Consider the following 23,115-nt stretch of genomic DNA (forward strand, 5'->3'; position numbering starts at 1 on the left):
GCGCCCGGGCGACGTGGGAGAACACGGCGGCGACGGGCGCACGGGGGCCGGGGGGCCGCGGTCCGGCGCGGGGGCGCCCCCGGGGGTCGGCGTGGAGTGCGGGGGCGGGGCGGCCCGGGCGCCGGTCCGGACACGGGTTCCGGACCGGGCCCGGAACCCGCGCGCGGGTCGATCCTGGCGCGGTCAGTCCTGGCGCGGTCAGTCCTGGGCGGCGCGGCGGGACTCGCCCGCGGGCCGCTGTTCGGCGCCCTCCGTCTCCGGATGGTCCAGGAACTGGTTCACGACCTTGACGAAGACGTCCATGCGTTCGTCGGGGACGCCGAGCCAGCGCGCGAAGTCCTCCATGGTGGGCTGCCAGTCGCCCGGCGGCAGCAGGTCCGCCGCCACCGGCAGCTCCTCCGGGGTCACACGCCCGGACCGGATCAGCATGTCGCGGACGGAGACCCCGAGGAGCGGGGCGATCCTGCGCATGGTCTCCAGGTCGGGCATGCTCTGCCGCTGCAGCAGCCGGGTCACCGCCGCGCGGTGCACGCCGGCCTCGTCGGCGATCCGGGACTTTCCGCCACCGCGGGGGCTGTCGATGTCGTAGCCGCGCGCTCGCATCAGGCCCTCGACCCATCCCGCGAACTCGTCGAGCCCTTGAGTGCTCATGTGTACCGCTCTCCCTTTACTCCCCCACCCTTCGGGCCCCTTACTTTAGCGTGCTTGCGCGCACAGAATTACGTGCTTTCGTGCACGCAACCGTGTCGAATCGGTGAAGAGTGCTTCACGGAGCTAGTTGCGAGCTCGCACGCAACATGTCTATCTTGCTGAGCGCCGCACTCGTCGGCCTCACGAGTCCCATGGGTCCCACCGACCCCAGGGGCAGCGGGGCCCGGAACGTGGAGACCCACCTTGCACCAGCCCGACACCAACCCATGGCAGGCCGCCGCCGCGTGCGCCGGCCTCTCCCCGTCCGTCGTCTTCTCCCGTCGCGGCAAGGAGGCGGCCCCGGCGCTGCGCGCCTGCGCCGTCTGCCCCGTCAGCCGCGAGTGCGAGGCGGCGGTCGCCCCCGCCGAGAGCTGGTTCGACGGCGTCTGCGCGGGCCGCCTGTGGCGCAACGGCCGCCCGGTGAAGCCGCGCGGCCGCAAGGGCCGCACGGCCGCCGACGAGCTCGCGGCAGCACTGGACGCGGCGGGAGCGACGCTGGAACCGGCGGCCGCCCCGGTCCTCGCCGGGAGCACCAGTGGCTGAGCGCACGCCGGCGCCGGCCGTGACCGCCCCCACCTCCACCGCCGCCACCGCCTCTCCTGCCTCCCCCACCGCCGCGTCCGCCGCCGCCACCGCCGACCGCGGTCGCGTCGCCGACGAGCGGGTCCTGCGTGACGTCGTGCTGTGGGCCGCCTCCCTCGTACGGCAGTTCCCCGAGCTCGCCGAGGAGCTGGCGCCCGGGCGCACGGCACCCGCCGGCTCCGCGCCGCGCGCCCCGCACCCGGGCCGGGACGAGCTGATCCGCGCCGAGCGGCGCGAGGCCCTGCTGCTCGAACAGCGGCACGGACTGGCGGTGCCCGGCCACGGCGCAGCGCCGATCCGGCTGCACATCTCCGACGCGATCCGCGACATCACCGACGGCGTGGTCGAGCTGGAGGAGGCGGTCTGCGCGCGGCTCGGGCTGCCGCGCCCCCGCCGAGCCGGGGTCGTGGAGCGGCTGCGCCGGGTCGTCGGACTGCTCGACGAGATCGCCGGCCACCCGGTGCTCACCCGGCACGTGCGCGACGAGATCCGCCGTATGGCCCGCCGCTGCGCGCGCACGCTGGGCGAGGCGGAGACGGTCGTCCGGGTGTCGGGGCGCTGCCCGTGGTGCGACTCGGTGTCGCTGCGGGCCTTCCCGGACCGGCGCGCGGTGCTGTGCGTCAACCCGGCGTGCGTGTGCACGGACGAGGCGTGCGGCTGCCAGGACGACCCGTCCTACCGGCACCTGTGGCCGGAGGACGAGTGGACGGAGCTCGCGGACGCGTCCGGGGCGCGCACGGAGGAGATCGAAGCGGCGATGGACGACACGAAGGAGACCTCATGCTGAGCTCGACGGCCCTGCCGCTGTCCCTGCCGGCGCTGATCCCGGGCCCGCTCGCCGCCGAGGAGGCGGGAGTCGCCCCGGCGACGATCCGCAAGTGGGTCCAGCTGGGCCATCTGCGCGCCGCCGGCAAGGCGGGGCGGGCGCAGCTCTTCCGCCTGGAGGACGTCTTCGCGGCGGAGCGGGCGGCGCGGCGGAAGCCCCGTACCGCCTGAGCTCACCCCCTCCGTACGAACGGACGCGCCCCGTTCCCTCCGTACGAAAAGAAGCGCCCCGTGTCTCCCAAGAGACGCGGGGCGCTTCGTCATGCCCGCAGGAAGTCGTGCAGGGATGCGGTCACGGCCTCGACGAAGCGCTCGCGGACCGGATCCGGCACGCGGTCGAGGGAGAGGTACGGGTTGAGGTCCTCCAGTTCGACGAGGAGCAGCTCGCCCTCGGGGGCGCGGCAGGCGTCCACGCGCTGGATGCCGTGGTCGAGGGTGTTCCAGTCGACGAAGCGGCGGGCGAACGCGAGGTCGGCGTCGGTGGGCTCGTACGGCTCGAGGACCCAGCGGCGCTCCGGGTCGGGGGCGTACAGGGCGTACTGGAAGCGGTCGTCGACGAAGTAGAAGGAGACCTCGTAGCGGAAGTCGATCCGCGGCTGGACGAGGACCTCGCCGTACGAGAGCTCCGTGAGGCGCTCGTACGGCACGAACTCCAGGCCTATGGAGTCGGCGCCGGCCTTGGGCTTGACCGCGTAGGTCTCGGCGGCGGGGAGCCGGTCGAGGTGCTCGGGGCGGTCGACGGTGGGGATGACGGGGAGTCCGGCGGCGGTGAGGTCGAGCAGGTACTGCTTGCCGGCCATGTCGCCGCGGCCGTGCAGCGGGTTGTAGACGCGGGTGCCGAGGGCCTGTGCCCGGGCGCGGAAGTGGTCGTGGGCGTCCTGGTGGTGGAGGACGGGGCCGCTGTTGCGGACGACGACGGCGTCGAAGCCGTCCATGAGGGCGGCGGCGTCGCGCGGGTGGCACAGGGCGAGGCCGAAGGCCTCGCGCAGGCGGGCGGTGAGGTCGATGTCCTCGTCGCAGTAGCGCCGCCCGCGGGCCGGATAAGAGAGGTCGGTGACGTAGAGGAGACGGGGTCGGGCGGCGGGAACGGCGGGCACGGGCGGCTCCTCATCGGGTGCGGGAGCCCCAACCTATCGGGCGGCGGCGCGCTCCGAAAGAGCATTTCCCCAGGTCAGAACAGGTGCGGACGCCTCCTTACGAACGAACCGCGAAATCGGTCCCCTAACTAGTTGCGTGCGCGCACGCTCGTCTGTCACAGTTGGTGCAGCGGCGGAGCTGTGCCCGCGAGACGGGCCGCAGGCTCCGCCGTTCGCCGTCCGGGAGCGCTCCGCGCCCCCGCCCCCTTCCCCGCGTCGAGCGCCCCGGGCGGCCCCCCGCACCACCCGTCCCGCGCTCCCCTTCCACCGAGGAGAACCGTCATGACCACTCCCCCGAGTGCGTTCCCGGACGTCGAGAAGCTGGTCGTCGACGTCCTCAAGGCCGACCCGGCGCTGGCCGGCGTCACGATCGCCGCCCAGGCGCCGAGCGGCTTCGACGGCACGCAGAAGGCCGTCCTGGTGAACCGCCGCGGCGGCGCCTGGATCGGCGACCTGCACGTCGACAAGCCGCTGATCGAGTTCGAGGTGTACGGACCGACGAAGACCGAGGCCCACGTCATCGCGAACGCCGCCCGGCGCGCGCTGCTCGCCACCATCGGCAAGCAGCTCGGCGCGAACTTCGTCACCGACGTCGAGGAGCAGGACGGACCCCGCTGGCTGCCCGACTACCTCTACCGCGGCGCCAACCGCTACCTCTGCGTCATCCAGCTCTCGCTGAACGTCTTCTAGACGCCGGCAGCGGCTCCTGGGCCACCGCGGCTCCTGAGCCCACTGCGGCTCCGAGCCGGGCTCTTGAGCCCACCGCCGCTCTGGAGCCCACCCCGGCTCAGAGCCCACCGCGGCTCCACCGGAGACGCTCGCTCCCGGAGCGCCCCGTCGGGCACTCCCGGCGCCCCCGCGGCGCCCCACAGACCAGGCCTCGCCGGCCCATCCGGCGGGGCCTTTGCCGTACCCGGATCCGGATCCCCCGGAAGCCGGGGCGGCGCCCTCACCCCCTCTCACCAAGGAGAAACCCCACCATGGCAGGCAACAACTCCGCCGAAATCCGCGTCGCAGGCACCGGCAAGCTCTACGTCGCCGACGCCGGCACCTCCCTCCCGGCCACCTTCGGCACGGACTCCGCCGCCGACTGGTCCGGTGCGGGCTGGAAGGACCTGGGCTTCACGACCGGCGACGGCGTCACCTTCTCGAAGAAGGACAAGCTGGAGGCCATCGACTCGTGGCAGTCGGTCTCCCCGGTCCACTACATCTACTCGGCCCGTGACCTGTCGCTGAAGTTCTCGCTGCTGCAGTTCAACGAGGACACCCTCCCGTTCTTCATGGGCGGCGACGCGGTGAAGGCCGAGCCGACCCCGGCCGTCGACACCTACCGGTACGAGATCGCCGAGCGTCCGTTCGCGGACGTCCGCGCCCTCGGCCTGGAGTTCACCGACGTCAAGGCCGGTGGCACCACCGCGGTGAAGTACCGCTTCATCATCCCGCGCGGCCAGGTCACCGCCACGGACGACATCAAGCTGGCCCGCAAGGCCGCCTCCCAGCTCGGCATCACCTTCTCGGCGATGTCGAAGGGCGACGGCAAGCCGCTGGCGACCTTCCTCATGAAGGACAGCCAGTACTCCGCGACCGTCTGATGACGGTCTGAGGACCGTCCGGTCCTCTCACCACCCGGGGCGGGACGGCCCACCGCCGTCCCGCCCAGCCCCCTTCTCCTCTTCACCCACGCGCCCCGCGAACCACGCGAACAAGGAGTACGCACACCATGGCCCGTTTCGACGTCAACGCCGCTCGCGCCCAGCGACTGGAGGCCCACGGCCGCACCTGGTCCTTCGAACTGGACGGCGAGTCCTTCACGCTTCCGACCGAGCTCTCCCGCAAGACCGCGAAGGCGCTGCGGAAGCTCGACGACAACGACGTGGACGGTCTGCTCGCACTCCTGATGGGTGAGGAGCAGTTCTCCCGCTTCGAGGAGCACGACATCACGATGCAGGACGTCGCCGCGATCCTCGAGGCCTACGGCAAGGAGACCGGGCTCGGCCTGGGGGAAGACTGAGCCTCGTCGAGTTCGTCGACGAACACGCCGAGGCCCTTGAGGCGGACCTGCTCCGCTACTACGGCACGGATCTGCTCGACTGGCACCGGGGTGAACTCTCCAGCCGGCGACTGATGGTGCTGGTGAAGAACCTGCCGCGGGACGGCGCGGTGCAGCGGCAGCTCCACGGAGAGGCGGCGGAGTGGTCTCTCTCCGACCATCTCCTCGCCGCGACGGTGGACCATCTGGCCGTCGCCAACTGGATGTTCTCGTGCGTCAACTCGGACGAGGACAGCGAGCAGCCGGATTTCCCGAAGCCCGTTCCCCGGCCGGGCGTACAGGGAGACGGCGGCGAGGATGCGGACGACGAGTCCGCAGAGGCGGCCGAAGGCGCCGGCGAGGCGATCTCCCCCACTGCGCTCGCCAGGTTCTTCGGCTGACGTTCCGGCCGCAGAAGCCACACCCCCACAGCCCCCGGAGCCCGTTCCCGTCAGGGAGCGGGCTCCGGGGGCGCTTCCTGTGCTCGCTCGGCGGCCAGTTCCTCCTCCAGGGCCCTGGCCCGTTCGGAGAGCCGGCGCCCACGCGCGCCCGCGCGCGCGTCCGGCTCGCCGGAGTCGGCGCCGCGCCGGTCGGCGGCGGCGCCGGGCTGGACCGGCACGCTGGTGAGCGGCGGCACGATCGGGCGGCCGCCCTTGCCGCGGACGACCTTGCGCACCGGCTGGGCGTTCCGGCGGGCGCGGCTCTCCTGGGCGGTGAGCAGGACGTCGGCCTCGGGCTCGGGGACGGATTCGGGTTCGAGTTCGGCCACGGGCTCGGGTTCCCGCTCCGACGCCGGCTCCGGCAGGCGTTCGGGTACGGGAGCGGGCTCGGGCTCAGGCGCGTAGGTGTGCTCGGAGCGCTGCTCGAACATCTCGCGTTCCCGGCGCACCCGCTCCTCGGCCTGGACGACCACGGCCGGCGGTTCGAGCAGCCGGGCGAAGGGCAGCGCGATGACCCGGGCGCCGTCCGGGTTCGCGTTCGCGTCCGTACGCCGCTGCGGCCGCCGGATTCCCCGCGCGTCACCCTGGCCCTGAGCGTAGGCGTCGGCGACGCGCTTCTCGTACTCGCGGCGGATGCGCGGGAGTTCGTCGGAGACCGCCTCGGCCCAGCCGGCGGTGAAGGCGGCGGTCTCGCGGCGGTCCACCTCCGCGCGGGGCATCACGACGAGGTCCTCGGGGGCGTACCCGGTGACGTGGACGAGCTCGGCCAGCCGTGCGAAGAGATGGGGCAGGTCCGGGTGGGACTCGAGCCAGTCGATGACTCGCTCCCGCCGGTTACCGCCCGGCTCGGTGTCCATGCGTCAGCACTGCCTTCCAAACCCCCTGGGGTTCCCCCGCGCGCCCCTCGCGCCCCTCCCGTCCCCCAAGACTGTGTCAGGTCCGGGGAACGCGTCTTCCAGAGTACCCCGGTCGAACACCAGCGCTGCTCGAGGACCAACCCCTACGGGAACCTGACGAGAAGACACGCCGTCAGAGGTTTCCAGCTCGACAAACCTCGAACAGATGTTCCACACTCTGTTCGCACAGAAGTTCGAAAACGTGGTGCCCCCGCTTCACTCCGCGGCGCCGCCACGCACGCAAGGGCAAGCAACGGAAGGCAGGCGTCCATGACTCAGCAGGCCGAGGCATCGCGACCGCACATCCCGCTCCAGGACCGCCTCGCCCAGCTCCTGAACGGACCCACCGCGCTCGACAAGAGAGCGTTGCTCGGCACGCTGTGCGCCGAGGTCGACCAGCGCGAGGCGGCCGCCTACGCGGCCGGCTGGAACGACGCCCTCGCGATGCTGCGCCACGGCTCCCGCCGGGACGACGACGCCTAGCCGGCTGCCCTCACACGCACGAGCCCCTGCCGAACTTCCTTGTCGGCAGGGGCTTTTCGGCGCATGGCCGTACCGGCCAGAAGCGGAGCAATCCATGGCTACAGACATCGACATCGTCAGCAAGGACATCGCCGACCTCAAGAAAGCGCTCCTCGAGAACACCATTCACACAGAGATCAAAACGCCGGGAGACCACGAGGCCAAAGACTCCAAGGACCGTGGAGAGCAGACCGTCAAGACGACCGTCTCCGCGCTCAAGCAGTCCCTCATGACGGGGGACCCCAAGATCGTCACGGACAATCTGCTGCCGTTCAAGTTCGTCGAGCGGTTCGCAATCATGTACGAGGAGCTCCAGAAGGAGCCGTGGACGGAGTACCTCGAGGGCTTGGGACTGGGCGGTTTCGCCGCCGCGTTCGAGAAGTACCAGGAGGCCAAGACCGACGAGACGATCAAGTGGCAGAACTGGCTCTACGCGGCCCTGGGAGGCATGGTCGTCGCTCTCGTCGTCCCCGTCCTCGCCCTCGTCGTCGCGAGCAAGTTCACGGACCTCCACCGGTCGCTCCAGGCTGCGATCTTCCGGAGAGACAGGATCCTGGCCTTCAACGAGAACGGCCAGGTCCGGCTTCAGAGGCGCACCGACGTCGAGGCCCGCGAGCGCCGCGTCGCCAACGGCGGCACCAGCCTCGCCGATCTCGTCGGGAACGAGACGAACGTCGCGCAGACCCGCGCCCTGCGCGAGCAGCTCGAGAAGCTGAACCCCGAGGTGCTGAAGTTCAACGGTCGGGCCCCGGCCTTCATCAGGGATTTCGGCCGACTGCCGAGCGAGAGCAAGGCCACCAAGGCGGCGAACGCCATCAAGACGGTCTCCGACACCGCCAACGGGATCAACCACGCACAGCTGGAACCGGTCGCCAAGGGTGTCGCCAAGATCAGGGACGCTGTCCGGGACCTCAATCCGCGCAAGGTCGAGAAGGTCGCCAAGGCCGTCGGGAAGCTCAAGGACTCCATGGTCGGCTTCGACCCGAAGAACCTCCCCAAGTCCAGCGATCTCGGCCCCGCCGCCACCAAGATGAGCGATCTCGCCACGGCGACCGGCACCCTGCGCACGAAGTTCGAGGAACTCAGGGGAACGATCACGAACCTCGACACCGTCATCGGCGCTTCCGCCGCCCGCTGATCCACCCCACCCACGAAAGGAGGTAACCCATGTCTCTCGTCAAGTCCCTCAAGGGCGCGTCCGACGGCCTGCGCAACCTCAAGACGCAGGCGTCCGGCGCCGGCGGCTCGGTCAAGAAGGTCGGCGACGCCGGCAGGTCCGCAGCCGGTCAGCTCAAGACCCTCAAGACCAACGCCCAGGGCTCCAACACCCAGCTCAAGAACCTCAAGACGGCCTCGGACAACGCCGAGAAGGCCATGTCCAAGGCGGGCCGGACCGCCGAGACCGCCGGGAAGAAGCTCGGCAAGTACGAGTCCGGCGCCGGCAAGGCCGCCAAGGGCCAGGACAAGCTCAACAAGTCGATGAAGGGCAACTTCCTCGCCCGCCTCATCGAGCTCTTCATGCCGCTGATCGAGAAGATCGTCGACATGGCGCTGCAGTCGAAGACCATGCAGAAGATCCTGAAGAAGGCCTTCGACGCCATAAAGACGGTCATCAGCTCGGTCATGAAGGCCGTCGGCCCGATCATGAAGAAGGCCGGCCAGCTGATCAAGACGGTGTGGAACGGCATCAAGAAGGCCATCTCCACCGTCGTCAAGGCCGTCGCCACCGTCATCAAGACCTACGTGAAGATCTGGAAGACGGTCATCACCACGGTCATGAAGGCGATCAAGACGGTCATCGGCGCCGTCTGGAAGGGCATCAAGGCCGTCATCACCCCGGTGGTGAACTGGATCAAGACCGCGATCCCGAACGCCTTCCGGGCCGTCAAGGACAAGATGTCCTCCATCTGGAACGGCCTCAAGGACATCGCGTCCAGGGCGTTCGAGGGCATCAAGAGCGGTGTGTCCGGGCCGATCAACGCCGTCATCGGCCTGATCAACCGGATGATCAGCGCCGTCAACGGCGTCAAGGTCAGCGTTCCCGGCTGGGTGCCGATCGTCGGCGGCAAGACCTTCGGCGTCAACATCCCGACCATCCCGATGCTCGCCACCGGCGGTGTCGTCATGCCGCGCACCGGCGGTGTCCCGGCGATCCTCGCCGAGGCCGGCGAGGCCGAGGCCGTCCTGCCGCTGTCCAAGCTGGACCGGCTGCTCGCGATGACCGCCCGCCGCGCCCGCATGTCGGCGCACGCCCAGGGCGGCGGCAAGGGCGCCGGGCTGCACATCGAGCACTACCACGCGGCCCGGGGCAGTGATCCGCAGTCCACGGCGGACGCCCTGATGTACCTGGCCAAGGCGCGCGGATGAGTGCCGCCGCGGTCCCTCTGCGACGAGTCAGGCTCCCGCGGTTCACGGCGCTCACCCCGCGCGTGTCCTCCCTGCGGCAGGGCGCCGGCCAGGCGGGTGACTCGCTCAAGCGACTCAGGCAGAACGTCCAGCAGGCGGCCGGAGACATCGGGCGGTTCGCCACCGACCTCAAGACCGCCGGCACCTCCGTCCGCACCCTCGGCACCACCGCCTCCGGCGCCGCGACCTCCGTCCGCAAGATCCAGCGGTCCAAGGCCGGCGCCGGAGTCAAGAAGCTCGGCACCGCCGCCGGCAAGGCGCGTACGGCCGCCGCGAAGTTCGGCCCCGCGATCGGCGGCATCCTCAGCATCCTCGCGCCGCTGCTGCCGATCACCGACGTCATCACCAAGCTCATGGAGACGTACGGCGTCGTCATGACCGTCGCCTCCGTCGCCATGACCGGCATCAACGTCGCCATGCGCGCCAACCCGATCGGCTTCCTCGTCGGCATCCTCGTACCCGTCGCCGCCTGGCTCATCGAGTACGCGATGCAGACGAAGACCGGCCAGAAGATCATGAAGCAGGTCTTCCAGGCCGCGCTGAAGGGCTTCCAGTCCGTCTGGAAGTTCCTCCAGCCGATCATCACGCTCATCGGCAAGGCCGTCGGGACCTACTTCAAGGCGTATCTGACCCTGTTCAAGGCCGCGTTGAAGGGCATCGGCGCCGCCATCGACGGCATCCGGAAAATCGGCAGCGCGGTCAGCTCCGCCGCCAACGCCATGCGGGGGATCGCCTCCCGCACCATGGGCGCCATCAAGAGCGCGGTGAAGCCGATCCTGACCTTCATCACGGACAAGATCCCCGGCTTCTTCCGGCACGCGAAGGACGCCGTGGCCAAGGCCCTGCGCGGCATGGGCGACCTCATCAAGGGCGCCCTCAGCGCCGTCCTCGGCGTCGTCAAGGGACCCATCAACGGCCTCATCGCCTTCGCCAACTGGATCATCGACGGTCTCAACAAGCTGAGCGTCAACATCCTCGGCAAGAAGTTCGGCGTCGACATCGACAAGATCCCGATGCTCGCCGAGGGCGGTGTCGTCTTCCCCGGCTCCACCGAAGGCTGGCGCATCGACCCGCTCACCGTCCTCGAGACCCGCCGCGTCCCTGCCGTCACCGAGGCTCCCCGGCGGCCGCACCGCATCCGGGACTTCCACGAGGACCCGGGCGCCGGCCCGCGGTCGACCGCCGAGGACCTGCTGTTCCTCGCGGCCGCTCACTGCTGAACCTGCTCCGCCCGACCGATCCCCGCCCATGACAGCCCCTCAGAAGTGAGGTGACGGCCCCATGGCCGAGACCACCACAACCGCATACGCCGGAAGCAACGGCTTCACCGCAGACCTCGCGCCCGGCTCGCTGATCACCCAGGACGGGCAGATCCAGTGGGCCGGGCTTCTCATCGGCCCCGGAACGCCGTTCTCCGTCGACCGGAGCGGCCTCCAGGGCTGGGAGGACCTGCCCGAGTACGACTCCTCCGACGCCGAGCGGCCCACCTCGCACGGCGCCTGGCCCGGCTCCCGCTACGCCAAGCCGCGCAAGGTCGGCGGCACCATCGTGCTGATGCCGGAGTACGACGGCGTCCCCGAGGCGCTGCGCGCGCTGCGCCAGGCGCTCGCGCTGCTCGACGAGGAGCGCTGGCTCACCGTCCGGCTGCACGGCGAACTCCTCGCCGTACGCGCCCGGATCGCCCAGCGCGTCGTCCCGGCCGACCAGGGCTTCGCCACCCAGGGCAGCTCGAAGATGTCCATCCAGTGGCTCGCCTCCGACCCGCGCCGCTACGCCGTCAACGAGCAGTCCGTCTCCACCGGCGCCCCGCAGCCCGAGGCCGGCATCACCTGGCCGCTGACCTGGCCGCTCGACTGGGGGAAGGCCCTGTCCACCGGCGACGCCGTCGCCGAGAACACCGGCTCGGCGGCCACCCACCCGGTCATCGTCTTCCGCGGCCCGTGCTCCATGCCGAGCGTCACCGACCGCAACAGCCGGCGCCGGCTGCGGTACGCGATCGACCTGAGCGCGGGCGACCAGCTGACCGTGGACACCGCCAACGGCACGGTGATGCTCAACAACACCGCCTCCCGCCGGCACACCGCCATGGCCGACTCCAGCCCGGAGGAGCTGTTCACGCTCGACCCCGGCCGCTGCGAGCTCTCCTTCCGGCCCGACTCGGCGTCCCCGGAAGCCCTGATGACCGTCCACTGGCGCAGCGCCGAGTGGTGACCCGCTGACCCCGTCACCCCCGTTCCCCCTCCGCCTTCCCACCGAGAGGTAAGAACCATGACCGTACGGGCCGCCTGGCTCCAGTCCACGGGCCAGACCCGTGAGGACACCCGCCTCACCCTCGCCGCGCTGCTCACGCCCAGCGGCCAGAGCGTCGAGGAGACCCCGCTGCGCTCCCGCCCGGGCATCCTGCCGGGCGGCTTCGTGCTCACCGGGTCGGCGCCGATGCAGTGCACCATCGGCACCGGCCGCGCGATCATCCAGGGCAAGGACACCAACCAGGGCGCGTACCTGGTGGCCGCCGTCACCCCCGAGACCCTGACCATCGAGGACGGCAACGCCCAGTACGACCGGATCGACCTGATCGAACTGGTCGTCCTGGACGACCAGTACGACAAGACCGGCGAGACCGCGGCCAAGATCCGCCTGGTCAAGGGCCTGGCCGCGGCCGTTCCGGCCGCGCCGGCGAGCCCGGACGGCAGCGCGATCCCGCTCTACACCGTCCTGGTGAAGAAGGGCACCTCCGCCGGCACCGGCGGCATCGTCTGGACCGGGACCGGCACCAACGTGACCGCCCAGCACTGGCCGGTCGTCGCCCTCGGCGGCATCCTGCCCACCAGCGGTTTCAAGGGCGCGTACGTCGGCCAGTACCGCGACGCCGGCGGCTTCCTGCAGCGCTGGGACGGCGCCACGTGGGTCTCGTACCCGAAGGCGATCGGCGGCATCGCGCCCACCGGGACGGCCACCGGCAGCTACGCGGGCCAGTACCGCGACAGCACCGCAGGCCTCCAGCGCTGGGACGGCGCGGCCTGGCAGTACGCCGAGGGCACGGCCAAGATCCTGTTCGGCGCCACCCAGTACCTGTCCACCCAGCAGCAGAGCGTGTCGCCCAACACCTGGACCGTGATCACCCTGCCGACCGTCGAGATCGACGACGCCACCGGCTGGAACGGCACCAACACCTACGTCGTCCCGCGCACCGGCTGGTGGCGCCTCGGTGGCCACGTCACCTGGCAGAACGACTCCCAGACCGGCATGCGCGGCGCCCGGATCCTGGTCGGCGGCACCGGCCAGCCGCGGCTGACCTGGCTCGTCCCGGCCGGCAACGGTGCCATCACCGTCGGCGGTCAGGGCCTGATCCGGCTCACCGCCGGCAGCACCGTCCAGCTCCAGGGCTACCAGTCGCACACCGCCGCCGTGAAGACGCTCGGCGGCTCGGGCTACGGCTGCACGCTGCACGCCGAGTGGATCAAGGCCTGACCCGCCGGCCCCACCGCCTGACCAGCCACGCCCCGCCCTCCGCACGACCTCCCTCGTCACTCCCGAACGGAGAACCCCATGAACCTGCGCAGCAGCTGGGTCGCCGAGACCGGCCAGACCCGTGAGGACACGCGCCTCAACCAGATCGGCGCGACCACGCCCGTGAACCCCGTCCAGGTCCGCTCCGGCATCCTGCCGGGCTCCTACGGCGGCCTGTACCGCCTGTCCGGCTTCTGGACGGAGGGCACCGCCCTCATGTCCGTGACCGTCCACGAGGGCCGCGCCGTCATCCAGGGCGACATCTCCCAGGGCGTCTACCCCGTGTCCCTGACCACCCCGGTGGTGCTCACCGTCGCCCCGGGCACCGATCAGCCCCGCAAGGACCTGGTCGTCATCCGGATCTACGACAACCTGTACGACGGCCAGCTCCGCCAGGAGGCGAAGGTCGAGATCATGCAGGGCGCCCCGGGCAGCCCGGACCGCCCGGTCGCGCCGCCGCGCTCCCTGCCGCTGTGCGAGATCACCGTCCCGGCGAACGCCAGCGCCGGAACGGGCGGCATCCAGTGGAACACCGCGCTGAAGGACCTGCGCACCCCGGTCGTCTCGATCGGCGGCATCCTGCCCGTGGAGGGCGAGATCCTGCCGGGCGGCTACCCGGGCCAGTACCAGGACACCGCCAACAACCAGCTGCAGCGCTGGGACGGCGGCAAGTGGGTGGCCTACCCGGAGGCCCTCGGCGGCATCGTCCCGACCAGCGCCGGCAACGTGTCGGGCAGCTACGTCGGCCAGTACCGGGACAACACCGGCGGCTGGCTGCAGCGCTGGGACGGCGCGACGTGGAAGCCGGCCGTCATGCCGGGGCCGTACTTCACCGACTCCAGCGACTGGGGCGACACCTCGTCGAGCACGTACACGTCGACGCTCGACGGGCGCACCAACAACCCGTTCTCCCTGACCTTCACCGCCCCGCCGTCGAAGAACGTCCTCGTCACCTTCGGCTCCCGGATCAGGTCGCGCAACGACCTCTACGCGTACATGGCGCTCAAGCTCACCCAGGGCGCCACCCTCGTCCAGGACACCAACGACGAGTGGGCCGCGATCTGCGCGAGCGACAACGCGATCTCGACCTCCACGACCCGACGCCTGACCGGCCTGACGCCCGGCCTGAGCTACACCCTCACGGCCTTCTTCCGGGTCGTCGCCAACACCGCCGGCGTCAAGGGCGGGTTCGACAACACGTTCATCCGCGTAGACCCGCAGTTCTGACGCTCCACCCACCCCTCTGAGAGGAGACACCATGGCCTTGCGCAGCGGCTGGCTGCAGCCCACCGGCCAGACCCGGGCGACCACCCGGCTCACCGCCATCGGCGCCACCACCCCGGTCAACCCGGTCGCCTCCCGGTCCGGCGTCCTGCCGGGCTCGCCGAACGGCACCTACCGGGTGAGCGGGTTCTCGCTGACCTCCATCGGCCCGATGACCGCGAACCTGTCCTACGGCCGCGCCGTGGTCCAGGGGTCGAACGGACAGGGCGCCTACCCCGTCTGGCTCGACGCGGACATGCCCCTCACCTTCGCCGACGGCGACGCGCTCAACCCGCGCATCGACCTGGTCCTGCTGCGCGTGTACGACGCGGAGTCCGACGGCCAGACGCGCAGCGAGGCCACCGTCGAGATCATCCAGGGACAGCCGAAGGCCGCGCCGGAGCCGCCTCCGGCGCCGGGCACCTCGCTGACGCTGTTCCACGTGCGCGTGCCGGCCGGGGCCTCCGCCGGCGCGGGCGGCATCCCGTGGGCGACCGCCCTCACCGACCTGCGCACCACGACCGTCGGCGTCGGCGGCATCCTGCCGGTCTACAACAACGCCACCGTGCCGGGCTCGTACCCCGGCCAGTACCAGGACAACAACAACGCCCGCCAGCTCCAGCGCTGGGACGGCGCGGCCTGGGTCTCCTACCCGAAGGACATCGGCGGCGTCGCCCCCACCGGGACGCTCTCCGCGGGCAGCTACACCGGCCAGTACCGCGACAACTCCGGTGTCCTCCAGCGCTGGAACGGCACGGCCTTCGTGAACTACCAGCCGCCGGTGGAGGTGGAGAGCGCCACGACCGGCGCCACCGCACTCCCCAACTGGACGTTGGTGGCCTTCGAGGCCCGCCGGAACAAGGCGGGGCTGTGCACCATGAACGTCACCGTCACCCGGACCTCCCGGATCGACGTCGACAGCGCCGGAAACCTGGCCGACGAGCCCCTGTGCACGCTGCCGGCGGGCTGGCGTCCGGCCATCAGCGTCGAAACCTCGGCCTGCGACGGCTACGGCAGCGGCGGAGCCAACGTGACCACGTCCGGACAGATCAGCCTGCGCACCTGGGACTACCCCGGCGCGCTCGTCCCCGGCCGCCACATCCGTGTCAGCGCCACCTACATCCTCCCGTGAGGTCCGCCGCATGAGTCTCGACACGCCCTACCGGGCGATCTTCACCGACCTGCTCACCGACCAGACCCTCGACATCCTCCCCCTGCGGGACGTCTCCTTCGACGACTACATCGGCAAGGCCGGCTCGCTCTCCGGCACCATCCCGATCCCCAACAAGGAGATCGCGGACCGGGTGAAGAAGGTCCGCGAGGGCCGCACCGCGGTCTATTTGGAGCGCGGCGGGGACCTGTGGTGGGGCGGCATCATCTGGACCACTACCCTGCAGTCCAGCGGCCGCGGGGTGCTGACCCTCGGCATCCAGGCCGCGACCTTCGACTCGTACGCGAGCCGTCGCCGGATCCGTACCGACGCCATCGCGTTCACGACCCCGACCGACCAGCTGGACATCGCGCGCCGGCTGTGGGCGGAGCTCGACCTCCAGGACGACCCGACGCCCCCGGACCCGTCCGAACCTCCGGCGGAGGAGGGCAAGGAGCCCCGCCGCCTCGGGATCAGCTTCGGCAACGAGAAGTCCCCCGAGGGCACCCCCCTGCGGACCGTCTCCTGGCGCAACGGCGACGAGACCGTCTACCTGGACGCGCTCGAGCAGCTCGCCGCGCTGGAGAAGGGCTTCGAGCACCAGATCCTGGTCTACCGCGACCCGGAGGACGGCAAGCGGGTCCGGCAGCTCCGGCTCGGCTCGCCCAAGATCGTCAACGGTGCGACCGACCTGGTCTTCGACCGGCCCGGCAGCATCCTGTCGTACTCCTTCCCGTACGACGCGACCCGCGGCGGCACCACCGCCCTGGCCCGCGGCGCGTCCACCAACGCCAACGCGGGCACGGAGTCCCGGCCGATCTATCCCGAGAAGCCGCAGATCGCCAGCGACCTGCTCGCGGACGGCTGGCCGCTGATCGACCTGTCCTCGGACCACAACGAGGTCACCGACACCCTCACGCTCGACTCGCTGGCCAAGCGGGAGCTCGACGAGGCCCGCGGCACGGTCGTGATCCCGGCGATCAGCATCCACCTCGGCGGGATCGTCCCGCCGGCGCTCCTCGGCCGCATGGCGCGCATCCGCATCACGGACGAGTGGTTCTCCGAGGGTCTGAACACCCGTTACCGCATCATCGGCGTCAAGGTCACTCCTCCGGAGCGCGGCCGTCCCGACACCGCCGAGCTCTACCTTGAGGAGGCCTGATGCCCAAGCTGCCCGAGGACATCATCGATCGGCTCAACCAGATGGAACGGCGGCTGAAGGCCCTGTCCACCGCCGTCAACACGCGGCCGGCCGTCAGCGAGATCCGCCCGCCCGTGCAGAGCGGCAGCGTCACCATCAACCGGCCGCTGTTCCGGATCTTCGACGGCTACGGTCACGAGATCTTCGCCGACGACATCATGACCGGCGGCCTCGCCCGGCCCTGGCTCCAGTTGCTCGCGCCGCAGCCCGTCGACAAGTCCCGCTGGCCGTCCACGACCAGCGCCTCCTTCACGACCATCGCCCGGTCCTACAACGCGATCTGGCAGCCGAAGCTGCGGCTGTCGCTCCACACGGACGTGTCCGCCGCCGGCGTCACCGGCCAGATCCGGGTCCTGGTCGACAAGCAGCCGTTCGGCCCGACGGTCACCGCCGGATCGATCTACGACCACACCGGTCTGCTCCCCGGCGACATGAAGACCAAGTTCGGCCAGATCATGGAGATCGAGGTCCAGGCCCTCGCCACCGGCGGCACCGTCTACGCCCAGCCCGTGCTGATCTACGGCACCCAGACCTGATCCGCCCACCGAGCCGTACGAGGAGCACCCCATGAACATCGACCCCACCCAGCCGTGGGGCGTGGCCATCGACTACGCGGGCCGCGCCACCGTCACCGAGAACAGCCACACCCTCGCCGTCCGCGTCTACGACAGCAGCCTGGGCTACGCCCTGGAGCGCGACCCGGTCACCGGGCAGTACCCGTCGGTGTACGTCACCGCCGAGTTCACCGAGCACGGTGACGGCGACGCCGTGCTGCGCGGTCACGGCCTCGTCGTCGTGCCCGCGCAGAACGGCGTCCCCGCCGTCCCGGACCCGACCGCCGTCCAGCGGGCCGTCACCGCCGCCCTCGCCGACTTCGAGTCCCGCCGGGCCGCCTACGCCGCGCTCTGCGCGACCTGGGCCCCGGTTCCGGAGCCGGCGCCCGCCCCGTAACCCACGGCCCAGCGCCCCCGTACGCCCGCCCCGCGCCGAGAAGAACCGGCCGGGGTTTTCTCATGCCCGGAATCCCTGCCCGGAGGACACACATGGCAGCCCCCCTTTCCGCGGACCGGCTCGTCGCCGCGCTCCGCGCCGAAGGCGTCAAGGTCGTCGAGCACGACGGCTGGCGCACCCACAACCGCAACCAGGCCGGCGCCTGGGGGCCCGTGACCGGTGTGATGATCCACCACACCGTCTCCAGCGGCACCGCGCACACCGTCGAGCTCTGCTACGACGGCTACGCCGGCCTGCCCGGCCCGCTGTGCCACGGCGTCATCGCCAAGGACGGCACCGTCCACCTGGTCTCCGCCGGCCGCGCCAACCACGCCGGCGGCGGCGACCCGTCCGTCCTCCAGGCCGTGATCAGCGAGACGTACGGGGTACGGCCGCCGCTGCCGCGCGAGCACCAGGGCAGCGCCGGTGCCGTCGACGGCAACTCCCGCTTCTACGGCTTCGAGTGCGTCAACCTCGGCAACGGCAGCGACCCCTGGCCGGCCGAACAGCTCGACGCCATCGAGCGGGTGTCGGCGGCGCTCTGCCGCGCCCACGGCTGGGGCGCCAAGTCCGTCATCGGCCACTCCGAGTGGTCCGACTGGAAGAACGACCCGCGCGGCTTCGGCATGCCGGGCATGCGCGACCGAGTGCAGAAGCGGCTCGGCAAGGCCCCGGCCGCCAAGCCGACCGCGCCCGCCAAGCCGGCCGCACCGCGCTACCAGCCCTTCCCCGGGACCGCCTTCTTCCGGACCACCCCGAGCTCCCCCGTCGTCACCGCGATGGGCCGCCGGCTGGTCGCCGAAGGCTGCGGCCGCTACCAGGTGGGCCCCGGCCCGCGCTGGTCCGAGGCCGACCGCCAGTCGTACGCCGCCTGGCAGCGCAAGCTCGGCTTCCGCGGCTCCGACGCCGACGGCTGGCCGGGCGCCGCCTCCTGGAACGCGCTCAAGGTCCCGTACGTGAAGTAGCCCCCCTCGCATCACTCCCCCACGCCCACCGCAAGGAGAACCACCCATGTCCGAAGCCGCCAAGCGCACGATCCGCACGATCGTGCAGACCGCCGTCGGCATCGCCGTCGTGCTGCCGGCGATCGTCGACGCCTCCGGCATCCCCGCGACCCTCCCCTGGGTCGCGGGAGCCCTCGCCGTCGCCGGCGCCCTCACCCGGGTCATGGCCTTCCCGGCCTTCCAGGCCCTGCTGCCCTCCTGGCTGCGGGTCACCCCGGAGGCGGCCGATGACCGAGCCTGACCCGAACGACCCCGTGGCGGTGGCACTCGAACTGGAACGGCTGCGCGGAACGCTCGAGGCCGGCTTCGCCCGGGTCGACGGCTCCCTCGCGCTGCTCGTCCAGCGCAGCGACCAGACCGACAAGCAGCTCGCCGACCACGAGTCCCGGCTCGACGCCCTGGAGCGCACCCGCTGGCCCCTGGCCTCGGTGGCCGCGCTCACGGCGAGCGCCGGTGTGCTGCTCGCGGCCTGGGAACTGGCCGGTCGCTGAATCCGGGAAGCGGACACCGTGAACGCCGAAGGGCGGCACCCCTCGCGGGGTGCCGCCCTTCTTTCGCGCTAGTACGCCTTACTGGTTGTACGGACCGTAGTCGTAGTCCTCCAGCGGAACGGCCTGGCCGGAGCCGGTGCCGAACGGCGAGTAGTCGATGTCGTCGTAGCCGACGGCCGAGTACATCGCGGCCTTGGCCTCCTCGGTCGGCTCGACCCGGATGTTGCGGTAGCGGGACAGACCCGTACCGGCCGGGATGAGCTTACCGATGATGACGTTCTCCTTGAGCCCGATGAGGCTGTCGGACTTGGCGTTGATCGCCGCGTCCGTCAGGACTCGGGTCGTCTCCTGGAAGGAGGCGGCCGACAGCCAGGACTCCGTCGCCAGCGAGGCCTTGGTGATACCCATCAGCTGCGGACGGCCGGAGGCCGGGTGGCCGCCTTCCTGGACCACGCGACGGTTCTCCTGCTCGAAGCGCGAGCGCTCCACGAGCTCGCCCGGCAGCAGCTCGGCGTCACCGGACTCGATGATCGTCACACGGCGCAGCATCTGCCGGATGATGATCTCGATGTGCTTGTCGTGGATCGACACGCCCTGCGAGTTGTAGACCTTCTGGACCTCGCCGACCAGGTGGACCTGGACCGCGCGCTGGCCGAGGATGCGCAGCACGTCGTGCGGGTTGGTGGCACCCACGGTGAGCTTCTGGCCCACCTCGACGTGGTCGCCCTCGCCGACCAGCAGACGGGCACGCTTCGAGATCGGGAAGGCCGTCTCGTCGGTGCCGTCGTCCGGGGTGACGACGATCTTCTTGGTCTTCTCGGTCTCCTCGATGCGGACGCGACCGGCCGCCTCGGAGATCGGGGCGACACCCTTGGGCTGACGGGCCTCGAAGAGCTCGACGACACGCGGCAGACCCTGGGTGATGTCGTCACCGGCCACACCACCGGTGTGGAAGGTACGCATCGTCAGCTGGGTACCGGGCTCACCGATGGACTGGGCGGCGATGATGCCGACCGCCTCACCGATGTCGACCAGCTTGCCGGTGGCCAGCGAGCGGCCGTAGCACATGGCGCAGGTGCCGACGGCGGACTCACAGGTCAGGACCGAGCGGGTCTTGACCTCCTCGACGCCCGCGTTGACGAGCTGCTCGATGAGCACGTCACCGAGGTCGACACCGGCCGGGGCCAGCACCTTGCCGTCGACGACGACATCCTCGGCGAGGCAGCGCGCGTACACGCTGGTCTCGACGTCCTCGGCCTTGCGCAGCACGCCGGCCTCGTCCTTGGCCGCGATCCGCAGCTTCAGACCGCGGTCGGTGCCACAGTCCTCCTCGCGGATGATCACGTCCTGCGAGACGTCCACCAGACGACGGGTCAGGTAACCCGAGTCGGCGGTACGCAGGGCGGTGTCGGCCAGACCCTTACGGGCACCGTGGGTCGAGATGAAGTACTCGAGCACGGAGAGGCCCTCGCGGAACGAGGCCTTGATGGGACGCGGGATGGTCTCGTTCTTCGCGTTCGACACCAGACCACGCATACCGGCGATCTGCCGCATCTGCATCATGTTTCCTCGGGCACCCGAGTCAACCATCATGAAGATGGGGTTCGTCTTGGGGAAGTTCGCGTTCATCGCCTCGGCGACCTCGTTGGTCGCCTTGGTCCAGATCGCGATGAGCTCCTGCGTGCGCTCTTCCTTGGTGATCAGACCGCGCTCGTACTGCTTCTGGACCTTCTCGTCCTGAGCCTCGTACCCGGCGACGATCTCCTTCTTCGCCTCGGGGACGACGACGTCCGAGATGGCGACGGTGACGCCGGAACGGGTCGCCCAGTAGAAGCCGGCCGCCTTCAGGTTGTCGAGCGTCGCCGCCACGATGACCTTGGGGTAGCGCTCGGCGAGGTCGTTGACGATCTCGGAGAGCTGCTTCTTGCCGACCGAGTAGTCGACGAACGGGTAGTCCTCGGGCAGCAGCTCGTTGAAGAGCGCGCGGCCCAGGGTCGTCCGCAGGCGGAACGAGTCACCCTGCTGCCACTCCGGCTCGCCCTCCTCGGCGACCGGGGGGACCCAGCCGCGCGGCGGAACGGTGCCGATCGGGAAGCGGATGTCGATCTGCGACTGCAGCGACAGCTCGCCGGCGTCGAACGCCATGATCGCCTCGGCCGTGGAGCCGAACGCGCGGCCCTCGCCCTTGACGTCACGCAGCTCGCCGTCGGTGGTGAGGAAGAACAGACCGAGGACCATGTCCTGGGTCGGCATCGTCACCGGACGGCCGTCGGCGGGCTTGAGGATGTTGTTCGAGGACAGCATCAGGATGCGGGCCTCGGCCTGCGCCTCCGCGGAGAGCGGCAGGTGGACGGCCATCTGGTCACCGTCGAAGTCCGCGTTGAACGCGGTGCAGACGAGCGGGTGGATCTGGATGGCCTTGCCCTCGACCAGCTGCGGCTCGAAGGCCTGGATGCCGAGGCGGTGCAGCGTGGGGGCACGGTTCAGCAGAACCGGGTGCTCGGCGATGACCTCTTCGAGGACGTCGTACACGACCGTGCGGCCGCGCTCGACCATCCGCTTGGCCGACTTGATGTTCTGCGCGTGGTTCAGGTCGACCAGGCGCTTCATCACGAACGGCTTGAAGAGCTCGAGCGCCATGGCCTTCGGCAGACCGCACTGGTGCAGCTTGAGCTGCGGGCCGACGACGATGACGGAACGCGCGGAGTAGTCCACACGCTTGCCGAGCAGGTTCTGACGGAATCGACCCTGCTTGCCCTTCAGCATGTCGCTGAGGGACTTCAGCGGACGGTTGCCGGGGCCCGTGACCGGGCGACCACGACGGCCGTTGTCGAAGAGGGCGTCGACCGCCTCCTGGAGCATCCGCTTCTCGTTGTTCACGATGATCTCGGGGGCACCGAGGTCGAGCAGACGCTTCAGACGGTTGTTGCGGTTGATCACGCGGCGGTACAGGTCGTTCAGGTCGGAGGTCGCGAAGCGGCCACCGTCGAGCTGCACCATCGGACGCAGGTCCGGCGGGATGACCGGCACGCAGTCGAGAACCATGCCCTTGGGGCTGTTCGCGGTCTGCAGGAACGCGGAGACGACCTTGAGGCGCTTGAGCGCACGGGTCTTCTTCTGGCCCTTGCCGGTGCGGATGATCTCGCGGAGCTTCTCCGCCTCCTCCTCCAGGTCGAAGGACTCGAGGCGCTTCTGCAGCGCCGCGGCACCCATCGAGCCGTCGAAGTACGTGCCGAAGCGGTCACGCAGCTCGCGGTAGAGGAGCTCGTCGCCCTCCAGGTCCTGGACCTTGAGGTTCTTGAAGCGGTTCCACACCTCGTCGAGGCGGTCGATCTCGCGCTGCGCGCGGTCGCGGAGCTGCTTCATCTCGCGCTCGGCGCCCTCGCGCACCTTGCGGCGCACGTCGGCCTTGGCGCCCTCGGCCTCGAGCTCGGCCAGGTCGGACTCGAGCTTCTTGGCGCGGGCCTCCAGGTCGGAGTCGCGGCGGTTCTCGATCTGCTGGCGCTCGACGGAGACGTGCGCCTCCAGCGAGGGCAGGTCGCGCGTACGGCGCTCGTCGTCGACGTACGTGATCATGTACGCCGCGAAGTAGATGACCTTCTCCAGGTCCTTCGGGGCGAGGTCGAGCAGGTAGCCCAGACGCGACGGAACGCCCTTGAAGTACCAGATGTGCGTGACGGGGGCGGCCAGCTCGATGTGGCCCATCCGCTCACGGCGCACCTTGGCGCGGGTGACCTCGACGCCACACCGCTCACAGATGATGCCCTTGAAGCGGACGCGCTTGTACTTGCCGCAGTAGCACTCCCAGTCCCGGGTCGGACCGAAGATCTTCTCGCAGAAGAGTCCGTCCTTCTCGGGCTTCAGGGTGCGGTAGTTGATGGTCTCCGGCTTCTTGACCTCGCCGTGGCTCCACTGACGGATGTCGTCAGCGGTGGCCAGACCGATCCGGAGCTCGTCGAAGAAGTTGACGTCGAGCACTA

General features: G+C 70.5%; 25 protein-coding genes. 21 read left to right on the top strand and 4 right to left on the bottom strand.

Annotated features, from left to right (window positions below):
* Nucleotides 1-198: 198 nt before the first annotated feature.
* Nucleotides 199-651: a helix-turn-helix domain-containing protein gene (locus tag ACFY8W_RS10310; protein WP_391102702.1), complete on the bottom strand. Its 453-nt coding sequence runs from the start codon at nucleotides 649-651 to the stop codon at nucleotides 199-201.
* Nucleotides 652-894: 243 nt separating this feature from the next.
* Between ACFY8W_RS10310 and ACFY8W_RS10315 the strand changes: the two genes are divergently transcribed.
* The 3 genes from ACFY8W_RS10315 to ACFY8W_RS10325 are packed head-to-tail and all read left to right on the top strand — an operon-like array spanning nucleotide 895 to nucleotide 2,268.
* Nucleotides 895-1,233: a WhiB family transcriptional regulator gene (locus ACFY8W_RS10315; protein ID WP_391102704.1), complete on the top strand. Its 339-nt coding sequence runs from the start codon at nucleotides 895-897 to the stop codon at nucleotides 1,231-1,233.
* Nucleotides 1,226-2,059, top strand: a complete 834-nt coding sequence (locus tag ACFY8W_RS10320; protein WP_391102705.1) for a hypothetical protein — start codon at nucleotides 1,226-1,228, stop codon at nucleotides 2,057-2,059. Before ACFY8W_RS10315 ends, ACFY8W_RS10320 begins: the two co-directional genes overlap by 8 nt.
* On the top strand, nucleotides 2,053-2,268 hold the full coding sequence (locus ACFY8W_RS10325) for a hypothetical protein (RefSeq protein ID WP_384421324.1): 216 nt from the start codon (nucleotides 2,053-2,055) through the stop codon (nucleotides 2,266-2,268). The genes ACFY8W_RS10320 and ACFY8W_RS10325 overlap by 7 nt, the downstream gene beginning before the upstream one ends.
* Before the next feature lie 89 nt (nucleotides 2,269-2,357).
* Here the strand turns inward: ACFY8W_RS10325 and ACFY8W_RS10330 are convergent, their stop codons facing one another.
* Nucleotides 2,358-3,194: a hypothetical protein gene (locus tag ACFY8W_RS10330; protein WP_391102707.1), complete on the bottom strand. Its 837-nt coding sequence runs from the start codon at nucleotides 3,192-3,194 to the stop codon at nucleotides 2,358-2,360.
* 321 nt (nucleotides 3,195-3,515) lie between these two features.
* On the opposite strand from ACFY8W_RS10330, the gene ACFY8W_RS10335 reads away from it, so the two are divergent.
* The 4 genes from ACFY8W_RS10335 to ACFY8W_RS10350 all read left to right on the top strand — a co-directional run bounded on the left by ACFY8W_RS10335 (nucleotide 3,516) and on the right by ACFY8W_RS10350 (nucleotide 5,663).
* Nucleotides 3,516-3,923 (top strand): hypothetical protein, encoded by a 408-nt coding sequence (locus tag ACFY8W_RS10335; protein ID WP_391102709.1) that lies wholly within the window; start codon nucleotides 3,516-3,518, stop codon nucleotides 3,921-3,923.
* Nucleotides 3,924-4,213: 290 nt separating this feature from the next.
* Nucleotides 4,214-4,825, top strand: a complete 612-nt coding sequence (locus ACFY8W_RS10340) for a phage tail protein (protein ID WP_391102711.1) — start codon at nucleotides 4,214-4,216, stop codon at nucleotides 4,823-4,825.
* A 128-nt stretch (nucleotides 4,826-4,953) separates the two neighbouring features.
* Nucleotides 4,954-5,244 carry a hypothetical protein gene (locus ACFY8W_RS10345; RefSeq protein WP_384421317.1) on the top strand — a complete coding sequence of 97 codons (291 nt, stop codon included), beginning with the start codon at nucleotides 4,954-4,956 and terminating at the stop codon, nucleotides 5,242-5,244.
* A gap of 113 nt (nucleotides 5,245-5,357) precedes the next feature.
* A complete protein-coding gene (locus tag ACFY8W_RS10350) occupies nucleotides 5,358-5,663 on the top strand; it encodes a hypothetical protein (protein ID WP_391102713.1) in 306 nt (101 codons plus the stop codon).
* Nucleotides 5,664-5,713: 50 nt separating this feature from the next.
* Here ACFY8W_RS10350 and ACFY8W_RS10355 read toward each other — a convergent pair whose 3' ends face one another.
* A complete protein-coding gene (locus tag ACFY8W_RS10355) occupies nucleotides 5,714-6,559 on the bottom strand; it encodes a hypothetical protein (RefSeq protein WP_391102715.1) in 846 nt (281 codons plus the stop codon).
* Between the two features lie 309 nt (nucleotides 6,560-6,868).
* Here ACFY8W_RS10355 and ACFY8W_RS10360 point away from each other — a divergent pair, with 309 nt between their 5' ends.
* The 14 genes from ACFY8W_RS10360 (at nucleotide 6,869) to ACFY8W_RS10425 (ending at nucleotide 19,135) form a co-directional block, all read left to right on the top strand.
* Complete coding sequence (locus tag ACFY8W_RS10360; RefSeq protein ID WP_391102718.1) at nucleotides 6,869-7,081, top strand: hypothetical protein; 213 nt, start codon at nucleotides 6,869-6,871, stop codon at nucleotides 7,079-7,081.
* 94 nt (nucleotides 7,082-7,175) lie between these two features.
* Nucleotides 7,176-8,258 carry a hypothetical protein gene (locus ACFY8W_RS10365; RefSeq protein ID WP_391102721.1) on the top strand — a complete coding sequence of 361 codons (1,083 nt, stop codon included), beginning with the start codon at nucleotides 7,176-7,178 and terminating at the stop codon, nucleotides 8,256-8,258.
* Between the two features lie 29 nt (nucleotides 8,259-8,287).
* A complete protein-coding gene (locus tag ACFY8W_RS10370) occupies nucleotides 8,288-9,487 on the top strand; it encodes a phage tail protein (protein ID WP_391102724.1) in 1,200 nt (399 codons plus the stop codon).
* Nucleotides 9,484-10,746 (top strand): tape-measure protein, encoded by a 1,263-nt coding sequence (locus tag ACFY8W_RS10375; RefSeq protein ID WP_391102727.1) that lies wholly within the window; start codon nucleotides 9,484-9,486, stop codon nucleotides 10,744-10,746. The genes ACFY8W_RS10370 and ACFY8W_RS10375 overlap by 4 nt, the downstream gene beginning before the upstream one ends.
* A 61-nt stretch (nucleotides 10,747-10,807) precedes the next feature.
* The gene (locus tag ACFY8W_RS10380) at nucleotides 10,808-11,737 is read left to right on the top strand and encodes a phage distal tail protein (protein WP_391102728.1); all 930 of its coding nucleotides are present in this window, start codon (nucleotides 10,808-10,810) and stop codon (nucleotides 11,735-11,737) included.
* A gap of 57 nt (nucleotides 11,738-11,794) precedes the next feature.
* Nucleotides 11,795-12,997 (top strand): hypothetical protein, encoded by a 1,203-nt coding sequence (locus ACFY8W_RS10385; RefSeq protein WP_391102730.1) that lies wholly within the window; start codon nucleotides 11,795-11,797, stop codon nucleotides 12,995-12,997.
* Between the two features lie 78 nt (nucleotides 12,998-13,075).
* On the top strand, nucleotides 13,076-14,263 hold the full coding sequence (locus tag ACFY8W_RS10390) for a hypothetical protein (RefSeq protein WP_391102732.1): 1,188 nt from the start codon (nucleotides 13,076-13,078) through the stop codon (nucleotides 14,261-14,263).
* A gap of 31 nt (nucleotides 14,264-14,294) precedes the next feature.
* Nucleotides 14,295-15,431, top strand: coding sequence for a hypothetical protein (locus ACFY8W_RS10395; protein ID WP_391102735.1), 1,137 nt, complete (start codon nucleotides 14,295-14,297; stop codon nucleotides 15,429-15,431).
* Nucleotides 15,432-15,441: 10 nt separating this feature from the next.
* Nucleotides 15,442-16,611 (top strand): hypothetical protein, encoded by a 1,170-nt coding sequence (locus ACFY8W_RS10400; RefSeq protein WP_391102737.1) that lies wholly within the window; start codon nucleotides 15,442-15,444, stop codon nucleotides 16,609-16,611.
* A complete protein-coding gene (locus tag ACFY8W_RS10405) occupies nucleotides 16,611-17,186 on the top strand; it encodes a hypothetical protein (protein WP_391102739.1) in 576 nt (191 codons plus the stop codon). The genes ACFY8W_RS10400 and ACFY8W_RS10405 overlap by 1 nt, the downstream gene beginning before the upstream one ends.
* Nucleotides 17,187-17,217: 31 nt before the next feature.
* A complete protein-coding gene (locus ACFY8W_RS10410; RefSeq protein ID WP_391102741.1) occupies nucleotides 17,218-17,601 on the top strand; it encodes an ATP-binding protein in 384 nt (127 codons plus the stop codon).
* A 92-nt stretch (nucleotides 17,602-17,693) separates the two neighbouring features.
* Nucleotides 17,694-18,605 carry a peptidoglycan-binding protein gene (locus ACFY8W_RS10415; RefSeq protein WP_391102743.1) on the top strand — a complete coding sequence of 304 codons (912 nt, stop codon included), beginning with the start codon at nucleotides 17,694-17,696 and terminating at the stop codon, nucleotides 18,603-18,605.
* A gap of 46 nt (nucleotides 18,606-18,651) precedes the next feature.
* Entirely contained in the window at nucleotides 18,652-18,885 is a 234-nt protein-coding gene (locus tag ACFY8W_RS10420; RefSeq protein WP_391102745.1) for a hypothetical protein, read from the top strand.
* The gene (locus tag ACFY8W_RS10425) at nucleotides 18,872-19,135 is read left to right on the top strand and encodes a hypothetical protein (protein ID WP_391102747.1); all 264 of its coding nucleotides are present in this window, start codon (nucleotides 18,872-18,874) and stop codon (nucleotides 19,133-19,135) included. Before ACFY8W_RS10420 ends, ACFY8W_RS10425 begins: the two co-directional genes overlap by 14 nt.
* Before the next feature lie 78 nt (nucleotides 19,136-19,213).
* Here ACFY8W_RS10425 and ACFY8W_RS10430 read toward each other — a convergent pair whose 3' ends face one another.
* Entirely contained in the window at nucleotides 19,214-23,113 is a 3,900-nt protein-coding gene (locus tag ACFY8W_RS10430) for a DNA-directed RNA polymerase subunit beta' (RefSeq protein WP_391102750.1), read from the bottom strand.
* Between the last annotated feature and the right edge of the window lie 2 nt (nucleotides 23,114-23,115).

Source organism: Streptomyces sp. NPDC012637 (assembly GCF_042954805.1).
Taxonomy (GTDB): domain Bacteria; phylum Actinomycetota; class Actinomycetes; order Streptomycetales; family Streptomycetaceae; genus Streptomyces.